The organism is Kineosporia succinea (assembly GCF_030811555.1).
GTDB lineage: Bacteria > Actinomycetota > Actinomycetes > Actinomycetales > Kineosporiaceae > Kineosporia > Kineosporia succinea.
The window spans coordinates 1,091,946-1,109,183 of record NZ_JAUSQZ010000001.1; the positions used below are offsets into that span (position 1 = coordinate 1,091,946).

Annotated in this window: 21 protein-coding genes; 17 read left to right on the top strand and 4 right to left on the bottom strand. The window is 65.1% G+C overall.

Going from position 1 to position 17,238, the window contains the following annotated elements:
- Positions 1–296: 296 nt before the first annotated feature.
- On the top strand, positions 297–1,811 hold the full coding sequence (locus J2S57_RS04855; protein WP_307238769.1) for a phage portal protein: 1,515 nt from the start codon (positions 297–299) through the stop codon (positions 1,809–1,811).
- Complete coding sequence (locus J2S57_RS04860; protein ID WP_307238773.1) at positions 1,780–2,760, top strand: hypothetical protein; 981 nt, start codon at positions 1,780–1,782, stop codon at positions 2,758–2,760. Before J2S57_RS04855 ends, J2S57_RS04860 begins: the two co-directional genes overlap by 32 nt.
- Positions 2,761–2,933: 173 nt before the next feature.
- Here the strand turns inward: J2S57_RS04860 and J2S57_RS04865 are convergent, their stop codons facing one another.
- Complete coding sequence (locus J2S57_RS04865; RefSeq protein ID WP_307238775.1) at positions 2,934–3,062, bottom strand: hypothetical protein; 129 nt, start codon at positions 3,060–3,062, stop codon at positions 2,934–2,936.
- Positions 3,063–3,121: 59 nt separating this feature from the next.
- The gene (locus tag J2S57_RS04870; protein WP_307238776.1) at positions 3,122–3,733 is read right to left on the bottom strand and encodes a hypothetical protein; all 612 of its coding nucleotides are present in this window, start codon (positions 3,731–3,733) and stop codon (positions 3,122–3,124) included.
- Between the two features lie 40 nt (positions 3,734–3,773).
- On the opposite strand from J2S57_RS04870, the gene J2S57_RS04875 reads away from it, so the two are divergent.
- The 10 genes from J2S57_RS04875 to J2S57_RS04920 are packed head-to-tail and all read left to right on the top strand — an operon-like array spanning position 3,774 to position 8,559.
- On the top strand, positions 3,774–4,379 hold the full coding sequence (locus tag J2S57_RS04875) for a hypothetical protein (RefSeq protein ID WP_307238778.1): 606 nt from the start codon (positions 3,774–3,776) through the stop codon (positions 4,377–4,379).
- A 42-nt stretch (positions 4,380–4,421) separates the two neighbouring features.
- Entirely contained in the window at positions 4,422–4,838 is a 417-nt protein-coding gene (locus tag J2S57_RS04880; RefSeq protein WP_307238780.1) for a head decoration protein, read from the top strand.
- A 28-nt stretch (positions 4,839–4,866) separates the two neighbouring features.
- Positions 4,867–5,904, top strand: coding sequence for a major capsid protein (locus tag J2S57_RS04885; protein WP_307238782.1), 1,038 nt, complete (start codon positions 4,867–4,869; stop codon positions 5,902–5,904).
- A gap of 2 nt (positions 5,905–5,906) precedes the next feature.
- Entirely contained in the window at positions 5,907–6,146 is a 240-nt protein-coding gene (locus J2S57_RS04890; protein WP_307238784.1) for a hypothetical protein, read from the top strand.
- 34 nt (positions 6,147–6,180) lie between these two features.
- Entirely contained in the window at positions 6,181–6,600 is a 420-nt protein-coding gene (locus J2S57_RS04895) for a hypothetical protein (RefSeq protein WP_307238786.1), read from the top strand.
- A 25-nt stretch (positions 6,601–6,625) separates the two neighbouring features.
- On the top strand, positions 6,626–6,949 hold the full coding sequence (locus J2S57_RS04900; RefSeq protein WP_307238788.1) for a phage head completion protein: 324 nt from the start codon (positions 6,626–6,628) through the stop codon (positions 6,947–6,949).
- A gap of 8 nt (positions 6,950–6,957) precedes the next feature.
- On the top strand, positions 6,958–7,266 hold the full coding sequence (locus J2S57_RS04905) for a hypothetical protein (protein WP_307238790.1): 309 nt from the start codon (positions 6,958–6,960) through the stop codon (positions 7,264–7,266).
- A 2-nt stretch (positions 7,267–7,268) separates the two neighbouring features.
- Positions 7,269–7,499, top strand: a complete 231-nt coding sequence (locus tag J2S57_RS04910) for a hypothetical protein (RefSeq protein WP_307238792.1) — start codon at positions 7,269–7,271, stop codon at positions 7,497–7,499.
- A gap of 7 nt (positions 7,500–7,506) precedes the next feature.
- Positions 7,507–7,923: a hypothetical protein gene (locus tag J2S57_RS04915; protein ID WP_307238796.1), complete on the top strand. Its 417-nt coding sequence runs from the start codon at positions 7,507–7,509 to the stop codon at positions 7,921–7,923.
- Between the two features lie 51 nt (positions 7,924–7,974).
- Entirely contained in the window at positions 7,975–8,559 is a 585-nt protein-coding gene (locus tag J2S57_RS04920) for a phage tail tube protein (RefSeq protein ID WP_307238797.1), read from the top strand.
- Here J2S57_RS04920 and J2S57_RS04925 read toward each other — a convergent pair whose 3' ends face one another.
- Both J2S57_RS04925 and J2S57_RS04930 read right to left on the bottom strand, forming a co-directional pair.
- Complete coding sequence (locus J2S57_RS04925) at positions 8,560–9,030, bottom strand: hypothetical protein (protein WP_307238799.1); 471 nt, start codon at positions 9,028–9,030, stop codon at positions 8,560–8,562.
- A 50-nt stretch (positions 9,031–9,080) separates the two neighbouring features.
- On the bottom strand, positions 9,081–9,668 hold the full coding sequence (locus tag J2S57_RS04930; RefSeq protein WP_307238802.1) for a recombinase family protein: 588 nt from the start codon (positions 9,666–9,668) through the stop codon (positions 9,081–9,083).
- Positions 9,669–9,839: 171 nt separating this feature from the next.
- Between J2S57_RS04930 and J2S57_RS04935 the strand changes: the two genes are divergently transcribed.
- From J2S57_RS04935 to J2S57_RS04955, 5 genes are read left to right on the top strand one after another with little or no spacing between them, the layout of a single operon-like run.
- On the top strand, positions 9,840–10,076 hold the full coding sequence (locus J2S57_RS04935; protein ID WP_307238804.1) for a hypothetical protein: 237 nt from the start codon (positions 9,840–9,842) through the stop codon (positions 10,074–10,076).
- 34 nt (positions 10,077–10,110) lie between these two features.
- The gene (locus tag J2S57_RS04940; protein ID WP_307238807.1) at positions 10,111–10,608 is read left to right on the top strand and encodes a hypothetical protein; all 498 of its coding nucleotides are present in this window, start codon (positions 10,111–10,113) and stop codon (positions 10,606–10,608) included.
- An 11-nt stretch (positions 10,609–10,619) separates the two neighbouring features.
- Positions 10,620–10,982 (top strand): hypothetical protein, encoded by a 363-nt coding sequence (locus tag J2S57_RS04945; protein ID WP_307238809.1) that lies wholly within the window; start codon positions 10,620–10,622, stop codon positions 10,980–10,982.
- Positions 10,983–11,018: 36 nt separating this feature from the next.
- On the top strand, positions 11,019–16,115 hold the full coding sequence (locus J2S57_RS04950; RefSeq protein WP_307238811.1) for an aggregation-promoting factor C-terminal-like domain-containing protein: 5,097 nt from the start codon (positions 11,019–11,021) through the stop codon (positions 16,113–16,115).
- Between the two features lie 15 nt (positions 16,116–16,130).
- Positions 16,131–17,216 carry a phage distal tail protein gene (locus J2S57_RS04955; protein ID WP_307238812.1) on the top strand — a complete coding sequence of 362 codons (1,086 nt, stop codon included), beginning with the start codon at positions 16,131–16,133 and terminating at the stop codon, positions 17,214–17,216.
- Positions 17,217–17,238 lie beyond the last annotated feature (22 nt).

Consider the following 17,238-nt stretch of genomic DNA (forward strand, 5'->3'; position numbering starts at 1 on the left):
GAACGCCAGCCAAGAAATCCATCCAGCGAGGACACAAAGGGCCACGGTCGCCGCAACGCCGCTCATGTTCATTCTCCTGCTCGTCGCAGAGGCCAGTACCTGGCCAAACGAAAGCAGAGGCTCAGTGAGCAGAAAGAGCACAGTGAGCAGAGCGAGCAGCGGCATTTGCGCTGCGCTGCAGCGTCTTTAAACCAAACCGCAGATGACCTGCCATGACGTCGTCCCGTGTCCCATATGTCGCTTACCGAGAAAATAAACGAGCGCAAACCTAGATCCGCACTTGAGAGGGAGGCGTCGTGATCACCGCTTCCTCCGAGCCCGGCAGTCCGGAATGGTGGCTAACGAAGCTCGAAGCTCAGCTCGTTCGACGCCGTGACGGTGACAACTGGACGCGCACCTCCAGCGAGATCCAGAAGCGCCCGCCGCTCAAGGTGCTCGACGCTTACCACCGGGGCGAGCCGCCTCTCCCCCGCGCCAGCCAGAACTGGGCGCCGGCGATGCGGGAGTACCTGCGCACCGGGCGCATGAACCTGGCGGAGTTGTGCGTCAGCGCGGTCGTCCACAAGATGCGGCCGGTCGGCTTCCGTACCGCCGCCGAGTCGGACGTGGACGGCGACGAGCGAGCAGCCGAGATCTTCCGGCATAACAACCTCGCGCTGCGGACCAGGGACTTCTTCACCTGGGGTCTGGCGTTCGGTGATAGCTACATCATGGTCAGCCCGAACCCCGACGACTCGGGTCGGCCGTTCATCACCCAGGAACACCCCTTCGAGTGCATCACCTCGGACGACCCGATCACCGGGGCGCCCAGAGCTGCGCTGAAGCTCTACCACGATGACGACCTCGAAGAGGATCGCGCCTACGTCTTCTTGCCTGGCCAGGTGCACGTCGCCACCCGAGGTACCGGCTTCAACCAGCCGACCTCGTGGGACTGGAACGACGGACTCTCGTTCGCCTTGCCGAACGGCTTGGAGGATGTCATCCCGGTCCGTCACTTCCGCAACGAGAACGGCACCGGCGACTTCGAGCCGCACCTCGACACGTTGAACCGCATCAACGAGACGCTGTTCGACCGGCTGAGTGTTCAGAAGTACCAGGCGTTCTCGATGCGGGTGTTCTCCGGCCTGCCGATGCAGGACGGCGACGGCAAGGACATCGACTACAGCGAGATCTGGTCCCAGGACCCTGGGTCGGTCGTCACGCTCGGCCAGATCACGGACGACCAGGACAAGCCGGTCTCGAACGCGATCCAGATGTTCGAGACCACGCCCGTGCCGATGGACCCGTTCCGCATGGCCGTCCTCGACGACATGAAGACCTTCGCCGTCGAGACCAGCACACCGCTGCACCTCATCACCCCAGACGCCGCCCAAGGCTCGGCTGAGGGCGCCTCGCTTCAGCGAGAGGCGGGCACTTGGAAGACCGAGGACCGTCGTGCGCGAGGCCAGCAAGCCCTCGCCGAAACCATGTCCCTGGCCTTCCGATTCGCCGGACTGGACGACCGCACCGACCCGACGAAAATCGAGGTCATCTGGGCTCCCCCGGAGCGGTACAGCCTCGCTGAGTCGGCCGCCGCCGCTCAGCAGCTCCGTTCAGCCGGGATTCCGCTTGAGACGATCGCGGAGACCACCCTCCAGATGTCCCCGGAGGAGATCTCCAGGATGAACCAGCAGTTGGCCGACGAGGCTCTTCGCGCGCCCGTGACCGCCGGCGAGGCCAACCAGGTCCGCCGGGTCGCCCCGAACCTCACCAGCAACCCGAACGGCCAGGAGCAGGTCGATGACGGTAACGATGCCAGAGCAGCAGCCTGAGCAGACCTCGGACCTGGCTCGGTTCACGGCAATGGTCGCGGCCTACGCGGCGGCCCAGGAAGCGCTCCGGGTCAACCTGATGGCGTTGATCCTGCGCTACTGGCGACTGGTCACGAACCCGTTCGCTCCCGACCAGGTCACCCAGTACGGCGAGGGCGTGGCGGTGGCGGTCCGGGCGGCCCAGAAGCGGTCGATGGATCTGTCCGTCGCCCACCAACGGGCGCTGCTCGGCGACATGGACGTGAAGCTCCCTCGCTTCGCCATGGACCTCCCCGAGCAGCCGCGCGGCGTGGACCCGGTGGAAGTAGCTCAGCGGGCGCTGCGGGAAGCACGCATCCTGGAGTCGGCCGGCGACCGAACAGCTCTCAATCCAGTACCGCTCTCTCGTGCCGAGGCGATGGACCGAGGCCTTCAGCGCGCGCTGCGCATGGCCAACGACGACGTCGACCTGGCAGCCCGTGAGGGTGCCCAGCAGGCTTTCGCCCGTGTTCCCGACGTGGTCATCGGGTATCGCCGCGTCATCCACCCGGAGCTTTCCAGGGGCGGTACCTGCGGCTTGTGCGCAGCGGCGGCCGATCGCACGTACACGGTGGGCGAACTGCTGCCGATCCACTCGGGCTGCAACTGCTCGGTCTCGCCGATCACCCCAGACCAGGATCCGGGCGATGAGCAGAACCAGGTTGACCTTGGGGTGCTCTACCGGCTGGCAAACGGCACCGGCGGTAAGGAGCTGTCCCGCGTGCGGTTCCAGATCGACCGGCATGGTGAGCTCGGTCCAACGCTGCGGCCGCGCTCGAAGGGCGCTGGTGATCCGGCTGTTCAGATCGCGCAGATCGACGAGACGTTGGCTGGCCTTGGGACCTGGGCACAGAAGAACCCGGACGTGGATCTGGGGGCCGCCCAGAATGCTCAGCTGGATGAGCGAAACTTGCTGACTAACCGAAAGTGACGGACGTGATACCGTGAGTCTCAGGGTTGGGGTAGAGCAACATCAGCTACCCACAAGGGAGAAAGAAAGTGCACAGCTCCTCCGAGGCCTTGGTCCTCGCTAACCTCCGTCATCACCTCGCCGATCGTGTCCAAGCCATGAACGCACCGACGGCGCAGATGGTCGCAGTCCGCTCAGGGCTTCCGGAGGCTGAAGTCGAAGAGATCTTTGCTGATCTCGATCGAGCCGGATGCATCCATGGCTCCGGCGAACTCGATCACATAGTCGGCCCCGTCTTCGCCATGCGCGTCACCTGCCGCCACTGATGTGGCCTGCCGAGACCAGCCGGGCTTACCTTCGGCTGGTCTCGGTGGTTTGGCCCTTAAAGCGAGTCGGCCACTTCCCGTAGAGCTTTGATGGCCTTCTCCAACCTGAGAAGCGCTTCGCCTCGCTGCGCTTCCTTCTTACGGCCGTAGGTATGGATAGCGGCCGTGGCCGCGTCCGTCACTTCGGAAACGACGGGAGTCAGTGCCGGATCATGGAAGAGGGTCGCGGTGATGCTGGCGGCCATGATTCTCTCGACAAGGTCGTCAACCAATTTCAGCATCGCCTGTGGCTCGCTGCCAAACAACTCTCGGACTGGGTCGCCTCGCCAAGCTGCCTGATGCCCTTGCATTTTTGGTGGGATGAGTGATGCGACAGCGATGAGCGCAGCGCAGGCCGCCCTTTTGCGGTCCCTCTCCTCGGCCGCCCGTGTATCGAGGTATCGCTGGCGATCTTCTTGGGCGGCGACTTCCCTCTGCTCATCGTCGGCGATCCGAGCCGTCCGCTCTCGCCTCATGCTCACCCAAAGCGTCACCAGAGTGGCGAGCGTGGCCACGCCCGCGCCCAGCGTTGACCAGGCTGCGAGCCAATCTGCCTGCATCCCGCCACGGTAGCGATCCACCTCCCATACCTGCCGGTAGCCGCTCGACCAGCCCGGTTCGCGCCGCACGGCGCCCCCTCCATCCCCCTCCGACACGGAGATCACACGCATGCCCGAAAACGATGCCCAGACCGACACCACCTCCGACACGGAAACCGGTGCCGTCGACCTGAGCGCCATCCAGGCCCTGCTCTCCGAGAACAACTGGAAGCCTGAACAGTTGGCCTCCCGACTCAAGGACTCTCGAAAGTGGGAGACCAGAGCCAAGGAACGGGCCGACTACGACCAACTCAAGGCCGAACTGGACAAGGTCCGCCAGGAAGGCATGTCCCAGGCCGAGAAGGACCTGGAGGCAGCCCGTTCCGAAGGCCGCGCCACCGGCGAGGCTGAAGCGCGTGCCCTGTACGGAGCCCAGCTCGTCCAGGCGAAGTTCGAGGGCCTGCTCCAGGGCCGAGGCATCGAGCCCGACCGCGCAGCCGTCTTGGCCGGCGACTTGAACACGGCGAAGTACCTGGGTGATGACGGCAAGGTCAACGCCGAGGCGCTCGTCGCCTTCGTGGATGCCGTCGCACCCCAGCAGTCCACCGACGCCCGCACGGGCCAGCAGTGGGCGCCTACCAGTTTCGGTGCTGGGCAGCGCACTTCGACGACCGCTGCTCCGGGCGCGGCAGGTCTCGCCGAGATCGAACGCCGCTTCGGCAAGAAGCCCGCCTAACACCATCCGTGACCGTACCTCGGTCGCACAGAGGGAGTTTCCATGGCGACCGACATCACGGTCACTACCATCACCTACAAGGACGCTGACCGTTCCTGGCTGCTTTTCGAGGCCAACGGCACCGTCGGCCCGGTCGCACGCGCGGCAGGCGTCATCAACTACGCGCTGTTCACCGCGAACACCCACTACCCGGACGGCTTCATCAAGTCCGGCACCCTGCTGGGGCGCGTCACGTCCGGCGGCAAGCTCGGCCCGTACGACGACGCGGCCAGCGACGGGCGGCAGACCTGTGTCGGCCTGCTCTTCAACAACGAGCAGGTCCCCGCGAGCACCGCGCAGGTCGCGACCGTGCCCTACATCGACTCCTTCGCCGTGGTCTCCCAGGCGAAGCTCCCGGCGAACTCTGGCAACGACGCGAACGGTCGCGCTGACCTGCCGCTCGTGAAGTTCCGGGCCTAACCGAACTCCCGAAAGGACCTTCACCCCAGTGGCTATTGTCTGGGACAGTCTGGTTCGGCCTGCTGACCTCACGACCTTCGTGCGGAACGTGCCGATCGACCAGCAGTACACCCTGAACTCCCTGTTCCCCGACCGACTCGTCAACGACGAAGAGGTCAACATCTCCGACGTCACCATCACGGCCCGGACGGCCAAGGTGCGTGCCTTCGACGCTCCCCCGGCCACGATCGCCCGAGACACCTTCTCCCGCAAGAAGGTCAAGCCGCTGCCGGTCAGCGTGATGCTGAACCAGGGCGAGGTCGACAAGCGTCGACTGGCCGTAGCCCAGGCGCGCGGCGGAAGCGACGCCAGCCTGATCGAAGCCATCTACGACGACGCGACGACCGCCACCAAGGCCGTGCAGCGTCGGGTCGAGCTGATGCGCGGTGACCTGCTGGCCGACGGCAAGGTGACCATCTCCAACGAGAACGGTGTCACCACCGAGGCGGACTTCAGCGTCCCTGCGGGCAACATCGCCACCGCCAGCACCCTGTGGTCGGACCCGGCGGCTCCGATCCTGGACAACCTGCGGACCTGGTCCAAGGCATACCGCGACCTGAACGGCTTCGCGCCGGGCGGCATCGTGATGTCCGAGGACTCCTGGTACCTGATGGCCGCGAACGATCAGATCCGAGGCCTGTACCTGGGCGCCAACGGCAACGCGGCCACGATCGTCAACGAGGGCCAGGTCGACGCGGCGCTTCGGGCGTTCCGGCTGCCCCCGATCCGGCTCATGTACGACGCGCAGACCGACGTGGACGGGACGCTGACCCGCATCCTCCCGGCGAACAAGATCTTCTTCGTCCCTCCGGCGGGCGTCGAGCTGGGCTTCACCGCGTGGGCACTGACCGTCACCGGGGTCCAGGCCGCACAGGCTGGCCAGCTCACCTTCGGAACGGCCGCGGGCATGGTCGGCGTCATGGACGTCAACTCGGCCCCGCCGTACCAGGAGGCCGTGTACGTGGATTCCTGCCCGCTGCCGGTGCTCAGCAACCCGCGCGCTCTCGCCATCTTTACAGTGGCGTGAGCATGGCTGATCGCATCGCGGCGGCCCGGTTCTACTTCCACGGCGACGTACCCGGCGTAGAGCCAGATGCCCTCGGGAACCACTGGTTCAACATCGGTAACACCGTCCCGGCAGACATCGTGGCCCAGGTCGGCGACCACCTCTTCGAGGATCAGCCAGAGGCATCCGCAGCTCAACAGGATGCTGCTCCTGCCCTGCCGAAACGTCGGGGACGTCCACCGCGCGTCCGCGCCGACAACTAAATAAGCCCCTGGTGGCGTAGCTGGAGGTTCCGCCTTGGCCAACATCTACGCCGCCAGGTCCGACATCGCCACGGTCTGGGACGGCACCGTCCAGGAATCCGACCACGACCGCATCGACCAGCTCCTCGTCTACGCCCACGCCCTCCTGCGGTCCAAGGTCCGCACGATCGACGACAAGGCCAACGCCGGCGAGGTGGACACGGACCTGGTCCAGATGCTTCTGGTGACGGCCGTCATCAGGGTGCTGAACAACCCGAAGGGCGTGCTGGGCGCTGGTACGGGAGAGACCTCGTACTACTACGCCCAGGCTGGGTCGGACCGCTACGGCGGCCTCTACTTGGACGACGACGAGATCACGCTGCTCGGTGTCGGTACCAAGTCGGCCACCAGGGTTGCCAGCTTCCGGATGGCGTCCCCGTACGGGATCGTCCGCGACGAACCGTGGCGGTACTGACGTGCTGCTTCACACCCCAGACCAGGTGACGATCCTGACCGCCCCGCTGGTCGCCCAGGCGAACGGTTACGGCGGGAAGAAGCAGGACTGGTCGAATGCGGTTGAGACCATGGTGGCCGCGAACGTGCAGCCCGCTACGACCTCGGAGTTGCTGGAGTCCAGCGGTTCCCGAGACCAGGTCGTCACCCGGTACAAGGTCTGGTTCCCCGCCGGGACCTCGGTCACCGCAACGAGTCGTCTCCGCTGGAACGGCCTGCTGCTGTCGGTCGACGGCCAACCGCAGGTGTGGCACGACGCCTGGGGCACTCCCGATCACGTCGAGGTGCTGGCGGTTGTCTCCGCCGGATAGGACCACCCATGCCTCGTAAGGGGTATGTCGTCAAGCATTCCCGAGCGAAGTCCAAGATCATCGGGCCGCTCGTTCCGCAGATCGCCGCGAAGGCCGAGAAGGCCGTCGAAGAGATCCGCCCGACGATTGCCCGCTCCCAAGATGAAGGTCCTCACCTCCAGGACTCTCTGCGGGTCGAGACCAAGTCCTGGGGTGCTCAGGTCCTCTTCGGCAACGAAGACGAGTACGAGAAGGCCCTCAGCTACGAGGTCGGCAACACCCACCAAGACGGCGCTCGGCCACTTCAGAAAATCCGCCAGCGCATCGCGAGGAGCTGAACATGTACATCCGCGTCTCTCAGGAGCGCGTGATCGCTGGGTTGATGCGCATCCCCGGTGAAGTCATCCAGGTCGACGAAGCGATCGGCGACCAGGCCATCCGCGATGGCTACGCCCGCAAGGTCGACGGGCGCGCCAAGTCGAAGCTTCCTCCCGGAACGACCTCTCCCCCAGTCGATCGCACCGGTGCGAAGCAGAACCCGACGTCTTCGCAGGACGCCAACGTGAAGTAGGTCGCCGATGGCCACCCCCGAGATCGTGGTCTTCCCGAACGCGCTACCGGTGGTCATCAACTACCTCACCCAGCACCTCGGCGATGACGTCACCGTGACCGCTGGGCTACCACCTGGCGCGGACATCCACGACTCGCTGCCCTGGGTGCAGCTCATCCCCGCCGGCGGAGCCTGGCGGGTGCGCAAGCAGCTCGACGAAGTCGTGCTCAACATCAACATCTACCACCACGCCGAAGCGCTCTCGGACATCGACAACCTCGGACTCCAGATCCGGGGAGCCATCGAGTCCATGCAGGGCCTGACGCTCGACGGCGTGGCTATCACTCGCACCAGCGAGCTTTCGAGCCTCACCCGTCTGCCAGACGCAGACCCTCTCATCGCGCGAGCCGGAATCACCGTCTCGCTGCTCGTCCGACCGCTGTAACCCACGACAGCGCTCCGACGGCTCACTCCCCCAACTTCAAGGAGAGCCCTCGTGGCGAAGAACTCTGACAACGTGCGGGTCGGCTACGCGGGCAGCGTGTACGTCGGCCTGGTGGGCGCCACCGCGCCCGTAAACCCTACCGCCGCCTGGGACCCGGCCGACTGGACCGAGCTGGGTCACATCAGCGAGGACGGCATCACCGAGCAGTCAAGCAGGGACACTGCCGAGTTCAAGGCATGGGGTTTCCCAAACTCCCCGGTGCGCATCCAGACCACCAGCCAGGAGTTTTCGTTCCAGGTGACCTTCCTGGAGACCAGCCACCACATCCTGTCGCTCTTCCACGGCATCGACCTGGACGACTTCACCTCGACCGCGTCAGCCGGTGGCGTCCCTCAGTTCCTGAAGGCGAACAAGGGCTCCGAGACGGGCCCGCAGGAACGCGCTCTGGGCATCGACGTCATCGACGGCACGCACCTTCAGCGGATCATCGTGCCGAAGGCTCAGATCACCGAGACCGGTGACCTGTCGTACAAGACGGATGAGATGGTCCAGTACCAGGTGACGTTCAAGGGCTTGGTCGGCTCGGACGGCGTCTCGTGGACGAAGATGTGGACCAACCTGTCCCTCGCGGCCTGATCACAACTTTCCTATGGCGTCTCTGAAGGCGCTCAAGGCTGACTCGAACTCCAGCTCGGCCGATGGCGACTTGCCGGTCATGGCAGCATCCGAGAGATCGCAGAACGTGTCGAAGAGGTGCGACGCCGCCGCGCTCAGCGACTGATTGCCTGAGTAGAGGATCGGCAGCAACAGTGCATGCAGGCCTGTTACACCGCTGATGCTGAGTTCGACAATGATGGGCTCCACGTTCCGACCGGGGGCAGCCTGCTGGCTTTCCCTCGCGCGGAAGATCAGCGCTGATGTGGAAGCAGACGCAGCGAAGTTGAAGCACTGCCCCCGCAGCCGCTCCCTCTGGTCTTGGCGGCGGTAGCGCGCCTCAGACCGGATGGACCAGGTCACGGCGAAGAACGCGGCCACGGTTCCGACCGCTTCGACCCAACCAGAAGCTTCATCGCCGGTGATCCAGTTGCCGAGGGAAGCCCAGCTCATGAGCACAAGCTAGGGCTTCCCCACCGGTAACAAGGGTGGTTCGGTGGAGATCAGGCGGCTGCCAGCAGCTGCTTCTGCTCGTACTTACGGCGCCAGGTATGCAGCGTGCTGAGCGAGATGCTGAACTCGTCGGCGACCTGGTCCCAGCTGGCATCGGACTGCTCGTAGAACTCGATGGCGGCCTTGATTTTCACCATCGACATCTTCGGCTTCCTGCCGCCGGTCCGGCCGTGCTTGCGGGCAACGGCCAGACCTTCGAGGGTCCGCTCGACCATGATGTTCCGTTCGAACTCGGCGAAGGCCGCGAAGACGGTGAGCATCAGCCGCCCGGAGGCAGAGCGGGTGTTCAGCGGCTGGCCCATGAACTGGAGGACGATCAGACCGTTGTCCTCCTTCTCGAACTTGTCCACTAGCTTGAGGACTTCGGTGACGGTGCGGGACATTCGGTCGAGGCGGGGGACGACGAACTCGTCGCCGGCTCGGAGCTGATCCTTAGCCTGCTCGAAGATCGGTCGCCTGACAGCCTTGCTGCTGATGGTCTCGATGTAGACCTTGTCGCAGCCAGCGGCCCGGAGGACGTCTTCCTGGGCTTCGGGGTTCTGTTCGCGCGTGCTGACGCGAGCGTAGCCAATCCTCATGCAGAAATTCTACGGCGCTGACGTTTGCCAAACAAGCAATATGCACCCGTTATCCGCACTGAAACATGACTGATCGCGGCAGCTTTAAGCTACCTCAGGTATCCGATCGTTTTCCGCACAGGGGTTTCCCGCAAGCACATCCACCCCCTCTCCCAACCCACAGGAGTAGCTATGCGCAAGTTCGGAAATCTGGAGTTCGGACGGACAGCCACCCTTCTCGACGAGAAGGAAATGACCGTCCTGACTGATCCGAAGCCACGGGTCGAAGAGTTCCCCGACGGTGGCGCCATCGTCCATGTCGCTCTTTACGTGGACTCGGTTGCCGTTGCGCCTGAGCACGAGGAGAGCGTCGACGTGAAGCCCTTCCATCGCGACGAGTTCAAGTACCTCAAGCCCGTCGCCAGCTGAACCACTCCCCTCTCCCAACCCACAGGAGACCGTGATGCCCGCTGCCCGTCAGCGCCGCTCCACCAAGGCCGAACTGGCCGCCGCCGAGGTCGAACCCGACGACACCGACCTGGACGAAGCCGAAGAGTCCGACGAACTGTTCGCCCTCGACCTCACGGCCGAACTAGCCCAGACGAAGACCTTCTTCGTCCAGACCACGCCCGACGGCGACGGCTTCAACATGCCCTTGGCCAACTATTGGCCGCCCGCAGTTTTCGAAGCCGCGCTGGACGACAACATCGGCGGGATGGTCCGGCTGCTCGCTGCGACGCTGCCTGAAGCTGACGCCGAGGTGCTCCAGTCGCTGCCGCTGGGCGCGCTGGCGAAGGTTTTCGATCACGTCAAGTCCCTGAACGGCACGAGCCTGGGGGAAGACGAGGGCTCCGCGACCTCCTCGCGGAGCACCGGGACGAAGTCGAAGCGGACCTCCTCTCGGAGTACGGCGTCGACCTCCGAGACCACTTCGCGCCGTCGTTCGGCCAAAGCCGTCTGACGCCGCGCCGGTTGGCCGTGCTGATCCGGCAGCTTCCTGAGGACAGCCGGACCAAGTCGGCTCTCGCCGGTCATCCAGGCGTCCGCTGGAGTACAACGGACTGGCTACTGGCGCACCATTCAGATCAGGAAGACCGGGCGTTCTCGCTGGCGTACGCAAAGGCCACGAACGGGAAGCGTCCGCCGAGGCTGGAGCTGGTGAAGCGCCCCGGCGCTCCGCGAGATCGCCGCTCGGATTCTCCTGGCCCGAAGGCCGAAGCCAACGCTCGCGCTGCCGATCTGCTTGCAGCGTTGAAGCCGGGCGGATCAGGCCTGACTCACCTCACCGATGCCACCTTCCAGGCGTCCAACAGCATCGAAGAACGCACACCGTAGCGACTGGTTTGCCAGCCACCGAGAAGGAGTTCCTCGATGGCTGGCTCCCAGCTTGCTTACTCGACACTGCACCTCAACATCACCGGTGACGTCGACTCGTTCGAGAAGGACGTCGACCGGAAGCTGAAGGCGATCGCCGACAGCCTAGGCACCAAGTTCCAGGAGCGCTTCGACGAGGCCTTCGAACGGGGCCTCGGGCGGGAGCTGAGCCGGAGCGTTCAGCAGGCCACCCGGCGGGTGGAGCGGACCGCGCCAACAGTCACGGTGAACGTCGACGCTGACGCGAAGCAGGCCGAGGACCAGCTTCAGAAGCTGGAGCGGACCGAACGCACAGTCCGGGCGAAGCTCGAACTGGATGCTGCGAAGGCTGAGCAGAAGCTCCAGCGGCTGGAGCAGACCGAGCGGACCATCAAGTCCCAGCTCGAAATCGCCACCGCTAAGGCCCAGCTCCAGATCCAGAAGTTCACGTCCCAAGAAGCCGACCTCCAGGTCGAGGTCGACGCTGGTACCGAGGGCGCCGAGGCGAAGCTCCGCGAGGTCACTGAGCGGCGCCGCATCGCCGAGCTGGAGCTGTCGGCCAAGACCGAGAACGCCCAGGCGAAGCTGGCTCAGGTTGTCCGCGACCGGAAGATCACGCTGGAGGCGCGGGCCGACACGGCGGCTGCTGAGGCCCAGCTGGACTTCGCTGCCCGCGACCGCACGGTCAACATCGACATCGACACGGGCCGCGCCAAGTCGGCTATCTCCGCCCTGACCGGTGCTCTGGGGAACCTCGGGTCGGCCGGATCATCGCTCGGTTCGCTCGGCGGGGCTGGTGGGCCGATCGGTGGCCTCGCGATGGCTGCCGGACTCTCCACCGGCATCCTCGCCGTCGTCGGCACCCTCCCTCTGCTGGCCACCGGTCTCGCCGCGGCCGGCGCTGCGGGTGGCGTCGCGATGCTCGCGTTCCGGGGTGTCGGTGAGGCGCTGGCCGAGATGGAGAAGAACGCCGAATCGGCCGAGGACCGCCTCCAGGCACAGAAGGCCGCCGCCGATGCGGTGAAGTCCGCCCAGTCGGGTCTGGCTAGCGCCCAGTCGAGCCTGGCGGGCTCGTACAGTTCGCTGGCGGGTGCGCAGGCTGCGTTGAAGTCCGCGCAGGCCGCTGCCGCTCAGGCCACCCAGCAGGCCGCTGAGCAGGTCCGTTCCGCCCAGCAGGGGATCAAGGACGCCTACCGCGAGGCCGCTGAGGCGAACGAGGATGCCGCCCGTCGGGTCCAGGACGCTGAACGCAGCATTGTCGACGCTCAGCGGGACGCGAAGCGCGCTCAGGAGGATCTGAACCAGGCGCGCAAGGACGCTGCCGACCGGCTCCGGGAGTACAAGGACCAGCTGGCCGACGGCGCCCTGAACGAGCGCCAGGCCATCCTCGACGTTAAGGAAGCCGAAGAGGAACTGGCTCGGGTACGCGCCGACCCGACCGCCGACAACCTCGACCGGGAACGGGCGCAGCTGCGCCTGGACCGCACCCGGCAGAACCTCGACGAGACCCGCCGCGCCAACCGGGAACTTCAGACCGAGGCCGACGAGGCGAAAAAGAAGGGCGTCGAGGGCTCCGACGAAGTCAAGGACGCCAAGGAACGCCTTCGCGACTCCAACGAGCGGGTGAAGGACTCCGAGCGAGCTCTCGCAGACGCTCGGGACGCTCAACGGCAGGCTCAGCTCGACGGCCAGAAGGCCATCGAGCTGGCCGAAGCGGCGCTGACTCAGGCTCGGGAAGCTCAGGCCCGTACGGCTGAGCAGAACGCTGCGTCGATCGCGAACGCGCAGAGGGCCATTGAGGACTCCGAGCGTGGCGTCGCCGATGCGCAGCGCGGTGTTGCCGACGCCCAACGCGGAGTCAACACGGCGTTGGAGAACGCAGCGGTCGCGGGCAAGGCGCAGACCGAGGCGTGGGATGCCCTATCCCCTGCCGCGCAGCGTTTCACGAAGAAGATCGCCGGTATGCGTGAGGCCCTCGATGGCCTGACTGCGATCGCCGCGACGGCCATGTTCGGCAAGCTCACGACCGCCCTCGACATGTTCGGGGACAACCCGAAGCTGGGTCAGGGCATCCGTGACCTGGTGGAGGGTGTCGGCGGCGCCATCGGCGACGTCGCCGTGAAGTTCGCGCAGGTGTCCTCCGGCAAGGAAGGCGAGCAGTTCGTCGGCTTCCTGAAGGACACCCTCCCGGACGCAGTGCGTTCGCTGGGTGACGTAGGGACACAGCTCGCTCGGATCGGCGCCGCGCTGCTCAAGGCCATGGGTCCAGCAGGTATGACCCTGCTGAACGACTTCGCTGGCTGGCTGGAACGCCTCGCGAACTGGATGAACAGCACCGCCGGTCAGAAGGAACTCACGGCGTTCTTCAACGACCTGGTGCCCGTGGTCAGAGCTGTGGCCAGCCTTGTCGCGGACACGTTCCGACTGCTGTGGGAGCTGTGGCCGGACGCTGATGCGCTCAGCAACATCGCGAGGCCTTTCCAGATCCTCTCTGAGTTCCTTGGTTTCCTCGGGAAGTTCTTCGATGAGCACCCGGACGTCGCAAGGAATCTGTGGCAGATAGGCCAGTCCCTCAGCTCCTTCGGGTTGATCAACTGGGTCAGCAGCCACATGGACAGCATCCTCGGCTTCTTCGAAGGCCTTTCGAACTTCGACTTTCGCAAGATGGCCGGTGACTTCAGCAGGGGTGGCGCTGACCTGATCTCCGGGTTCGCCGAAGGCATCGGTACCGGGCTGTCTTCGCTCTTCGCAAACCTGCCAGGTTGGTTTACCAAGTACGTCATCGACCCGATCCTGGGCCTTTTCGGGATCAGGAGCCCGTCCACCGTGGCCAAGGGCTGGGGTGGCGACATCATCCAGGGGCTCAAGGACGGCTTCCAGGAAAAGCTCCTCGGGTTCTGGGATTCGGCAAAGACGTGGTTCACCCAGCACATCGTCACGCCCATCCTCAGCTTCTTCGGCATCGCCAGCCCCTCGACTGTGGCCAAGGGATGGGGCAGCGACATCATCCAGGGCCTGAAAGATGGCTTCCGCGAGAAACTCGCTGGCTTCTGGGCGTCCGCCAAGCTCTGGTTCACCGACTCGATCATCAACCCGGTCCTGAGCTTCTTCGGGATCAAGAGCCCTTCGACCGTCGCCAAGCAGTGGGGCGACGACATCATCCAAGGGCTCAAGGACGGCATCCAGCAGAAGCTGAGCGGGTTTTGGGCTTCAGCGAAGGTGTGGTTCACCGATCACGTCGTGACCCCGATCAAGACGTTCTTCGGTATCCAGAGCCCCAGCACGGTCGCGAAGCAGTGGGGCGACGACATCATTCAAGGCTTGAAGGATGGTGTCAGAGAGAAGCTCTCCGGATTCTGGGCATCAGCCAAGCTGTGGTTCCAGGGCAACATCGTCGACCCTGTCCGTAGCTTCTTCGGGCTCGACGACAAAGAGTCGATGTTCCACAAGATCGGCTCCAGCCTGTCGAGTGGCCTCGCCAACGGCATCAAGTCCAAGGCCGAGGAGATCAAGAAGGCGTTCGTCACGCCGCTCGTGTGGGTCATGAGGGCTGTCGTCAACGGCGGCCTGATCGGCGGCTTCAACAAGCTCCTGTCCAAGCTGAAGCTCCCGGAGTCGATGCAGATCCCGGAGATCAACGGGTCCATCGGCGGCGAGAAGTTCGCCACCGGTGGCTACGTCCGGGGGCCGGGATCAGCCACGTCGGATTCCATCCCGGCGATGCTGTCTGACGGTGAGTTCGTCATCAAGGCCCGCTCGGTCAAGAAGATCGGCGTGGCCCGGCTGAACCAGCTCAACCAGATGGGCACCGACTACGGGGGCGACCCCGGCGGGGTGTTCGTCAACGAAGGCTACGGCCGACGAGGCTTCGCCGGCGGCGGCCTTGTCGAGTCTCGGGTCAAGCGGACCAAGGAATGGCTGCCGTCGGTAGACCCAAAGCCGTACGTGTGGGGCGCGGTAGGGCCCAACGCGTTCGACTGCTCCGGCCTCGTCGGCGACGTGTGGGCGCGGCTCACGGGCAACCCAACGAACCGTCGCTACTTCACCACCAGCTCGAACCCGAAGACCTTCGGATTCCAGAAGGGCAAGGGCACGTTCACCATGGGGCTCCAACCCGGCCAGCACATGGCCGGGAACCTGGGTGGGCTCGGCTTCGAGGCCCGATCAACGAAGACGGGCATCTTCGTCGGCGGCTCGGCCAAGTCGGTCACGAAGTTCCCGCAGCAGTGGTTCCTGCCGATCGTCGGCGACCAGTTCGTCGGCGGAGGTGCAGGCGTCTACGACTCCTCGGTCGGTGGGGAGGCAGCCAGTGGGCTCATGGGCGTCCTGGACGCGGTGGTCGAGAAGGCCAGCAACGTCCCGAACGGCGGCGCTGTCATCGGTCCGGCGGTCGGGCAGATCACGAAGAACATCCGGGCGGGGATCGCTGATCTTCCCCTGGTGGGCTTCCTGTCGAAGATCGCTGGGAAGGCTTGGGACAGCGCCAAGGGTCTCTTCTCCGGCGTGACCGGATCAGTGAAGGACCTGGCGGCAGGCGTCGGCATCGGCGGCGGTTCAGGTTCCGGCCCGACCAGTCCGAGCGGGAACCAGAAGATCGTCAAGGACATGGCCGAGGCCATGTACGGCTGGAAGGGCGCCCAGTGGGACGCCTTGTATCAGCTGGTCATGCACGAGTCGGGGTTCCGGAACACGGCACAGAACCCGAACTCCAGCGCCTACGGCATGTTCCAGTTCATCGACGGAACATGGCAGCACTACGGCGGCGCGAAAACGTCTGACCCGCGCAAGCAAACCGAGTACGGCCTGAAGTACATCAAGGCTCGCTACGGAGATCCGGGGAACGCTTGGCGGACGTGGTTGTCCCGTGACCCGCACTGGTACGACAACGGCGGCTGGCTCCCGCCCGGCGACACCTGGACACGCAACAACACCGGCAAGCCCGAGGCGATCCTGACCAACGAGCAGTGGCAGGCGGTCATAGGCGGCAAGGACGCGCCGGTGAAGGGCGACACGATCATCAACGTGTCAACCGATGACGACCGGAAGATCGCCGAGGTCATCGCCCGTGAACAAGCCAAACATGACCTGAAACTTCAGGTCACTGGCGCAATCTGACGAAAGCAGGGGCTGATGCCGTTCCGGTACAACCCCCGCTACGTCGTCAACGAACCACCGATTCACCCGCCGCAGGCATCCAAGTTCACCTGGACGTCTGCGGCGGGCCGGGTCACCGGGCTCTGCGACTTCGAGGACTCCGACCTGGGCATCATCGTCCCTCCCGGAGCCATCGGCCTGGGGATGCTCGGATACGACTACCACGAGACGAACTCGCCCACCTTCGACGGCTCGAACATCCACGGATGGCGGCTGCCCCCTCGGGACATCGAGCTGCCGATCGCCTTGTGGGCGAAGGACCGAAACACTCTGCTGGAGCTATTCCACCGACTCGTCGTGGACTTCAAGCCACACCCCGTCCTGGGCGCCGGGACGCTGACCATGACCCAGTACAACGGGTCAGCCCGACACATCAAGGCCTACTACAAGGGTGGCTTCGAGGGCGCCGACGACGACCAGGCGTGGGGCCTGACCTGGATCAAGACTGTGCTCAGCCTTCACTGCCCGTCGCCGTACTGGCTCGGTGAAGAGATCGCACGAACGTTCTCCTCGACGGGCAACGGGCAGACGGATCCAGACCCTGATCCTGGTGGCGGGTCGACGACTCCGACGACCTTCTTCTTCCCGCTGTTGCCCTTAGTCCTCGCCGGCGGTCTGCCGACCGTCACCACCCCGGTCGAGGACAGCGAAGACGTCACGCTCTCCGCGCTTGGCGAGATCGCCATCAAGAACGTCGGAACTGCCCCCAGCAGGCCGGTCTTCACGTTCACCGGGCCGTGCGACTCCGTACGCGTCACCAACATGAGCACCGGGAAATACTTCGAGATCACGGGTGGTGTCGCGGCTGGCCGCACGCTGACGATCGACACTCGCGAAGAGTTCAGATCGGTCGTCGAGACGCAACCGCCCGCCGTCTCGCTGCCAGGAGAACCCGACACCGGCGGCATCGTCACCGTGAACCGCTACGGCGATCTCGTGGCGGGCAGCTCGTTGTGGCCGCTCATCGAGGGCGACAACACGATCCAAGTGTCTGCCCCCGGCATTGCCGCAGATTCCAACCTGAAGATCACCTGGCAGGCCCGCTTCCTCAGCGGCTACTGACCCGACAAACCTCGCTGGAGGG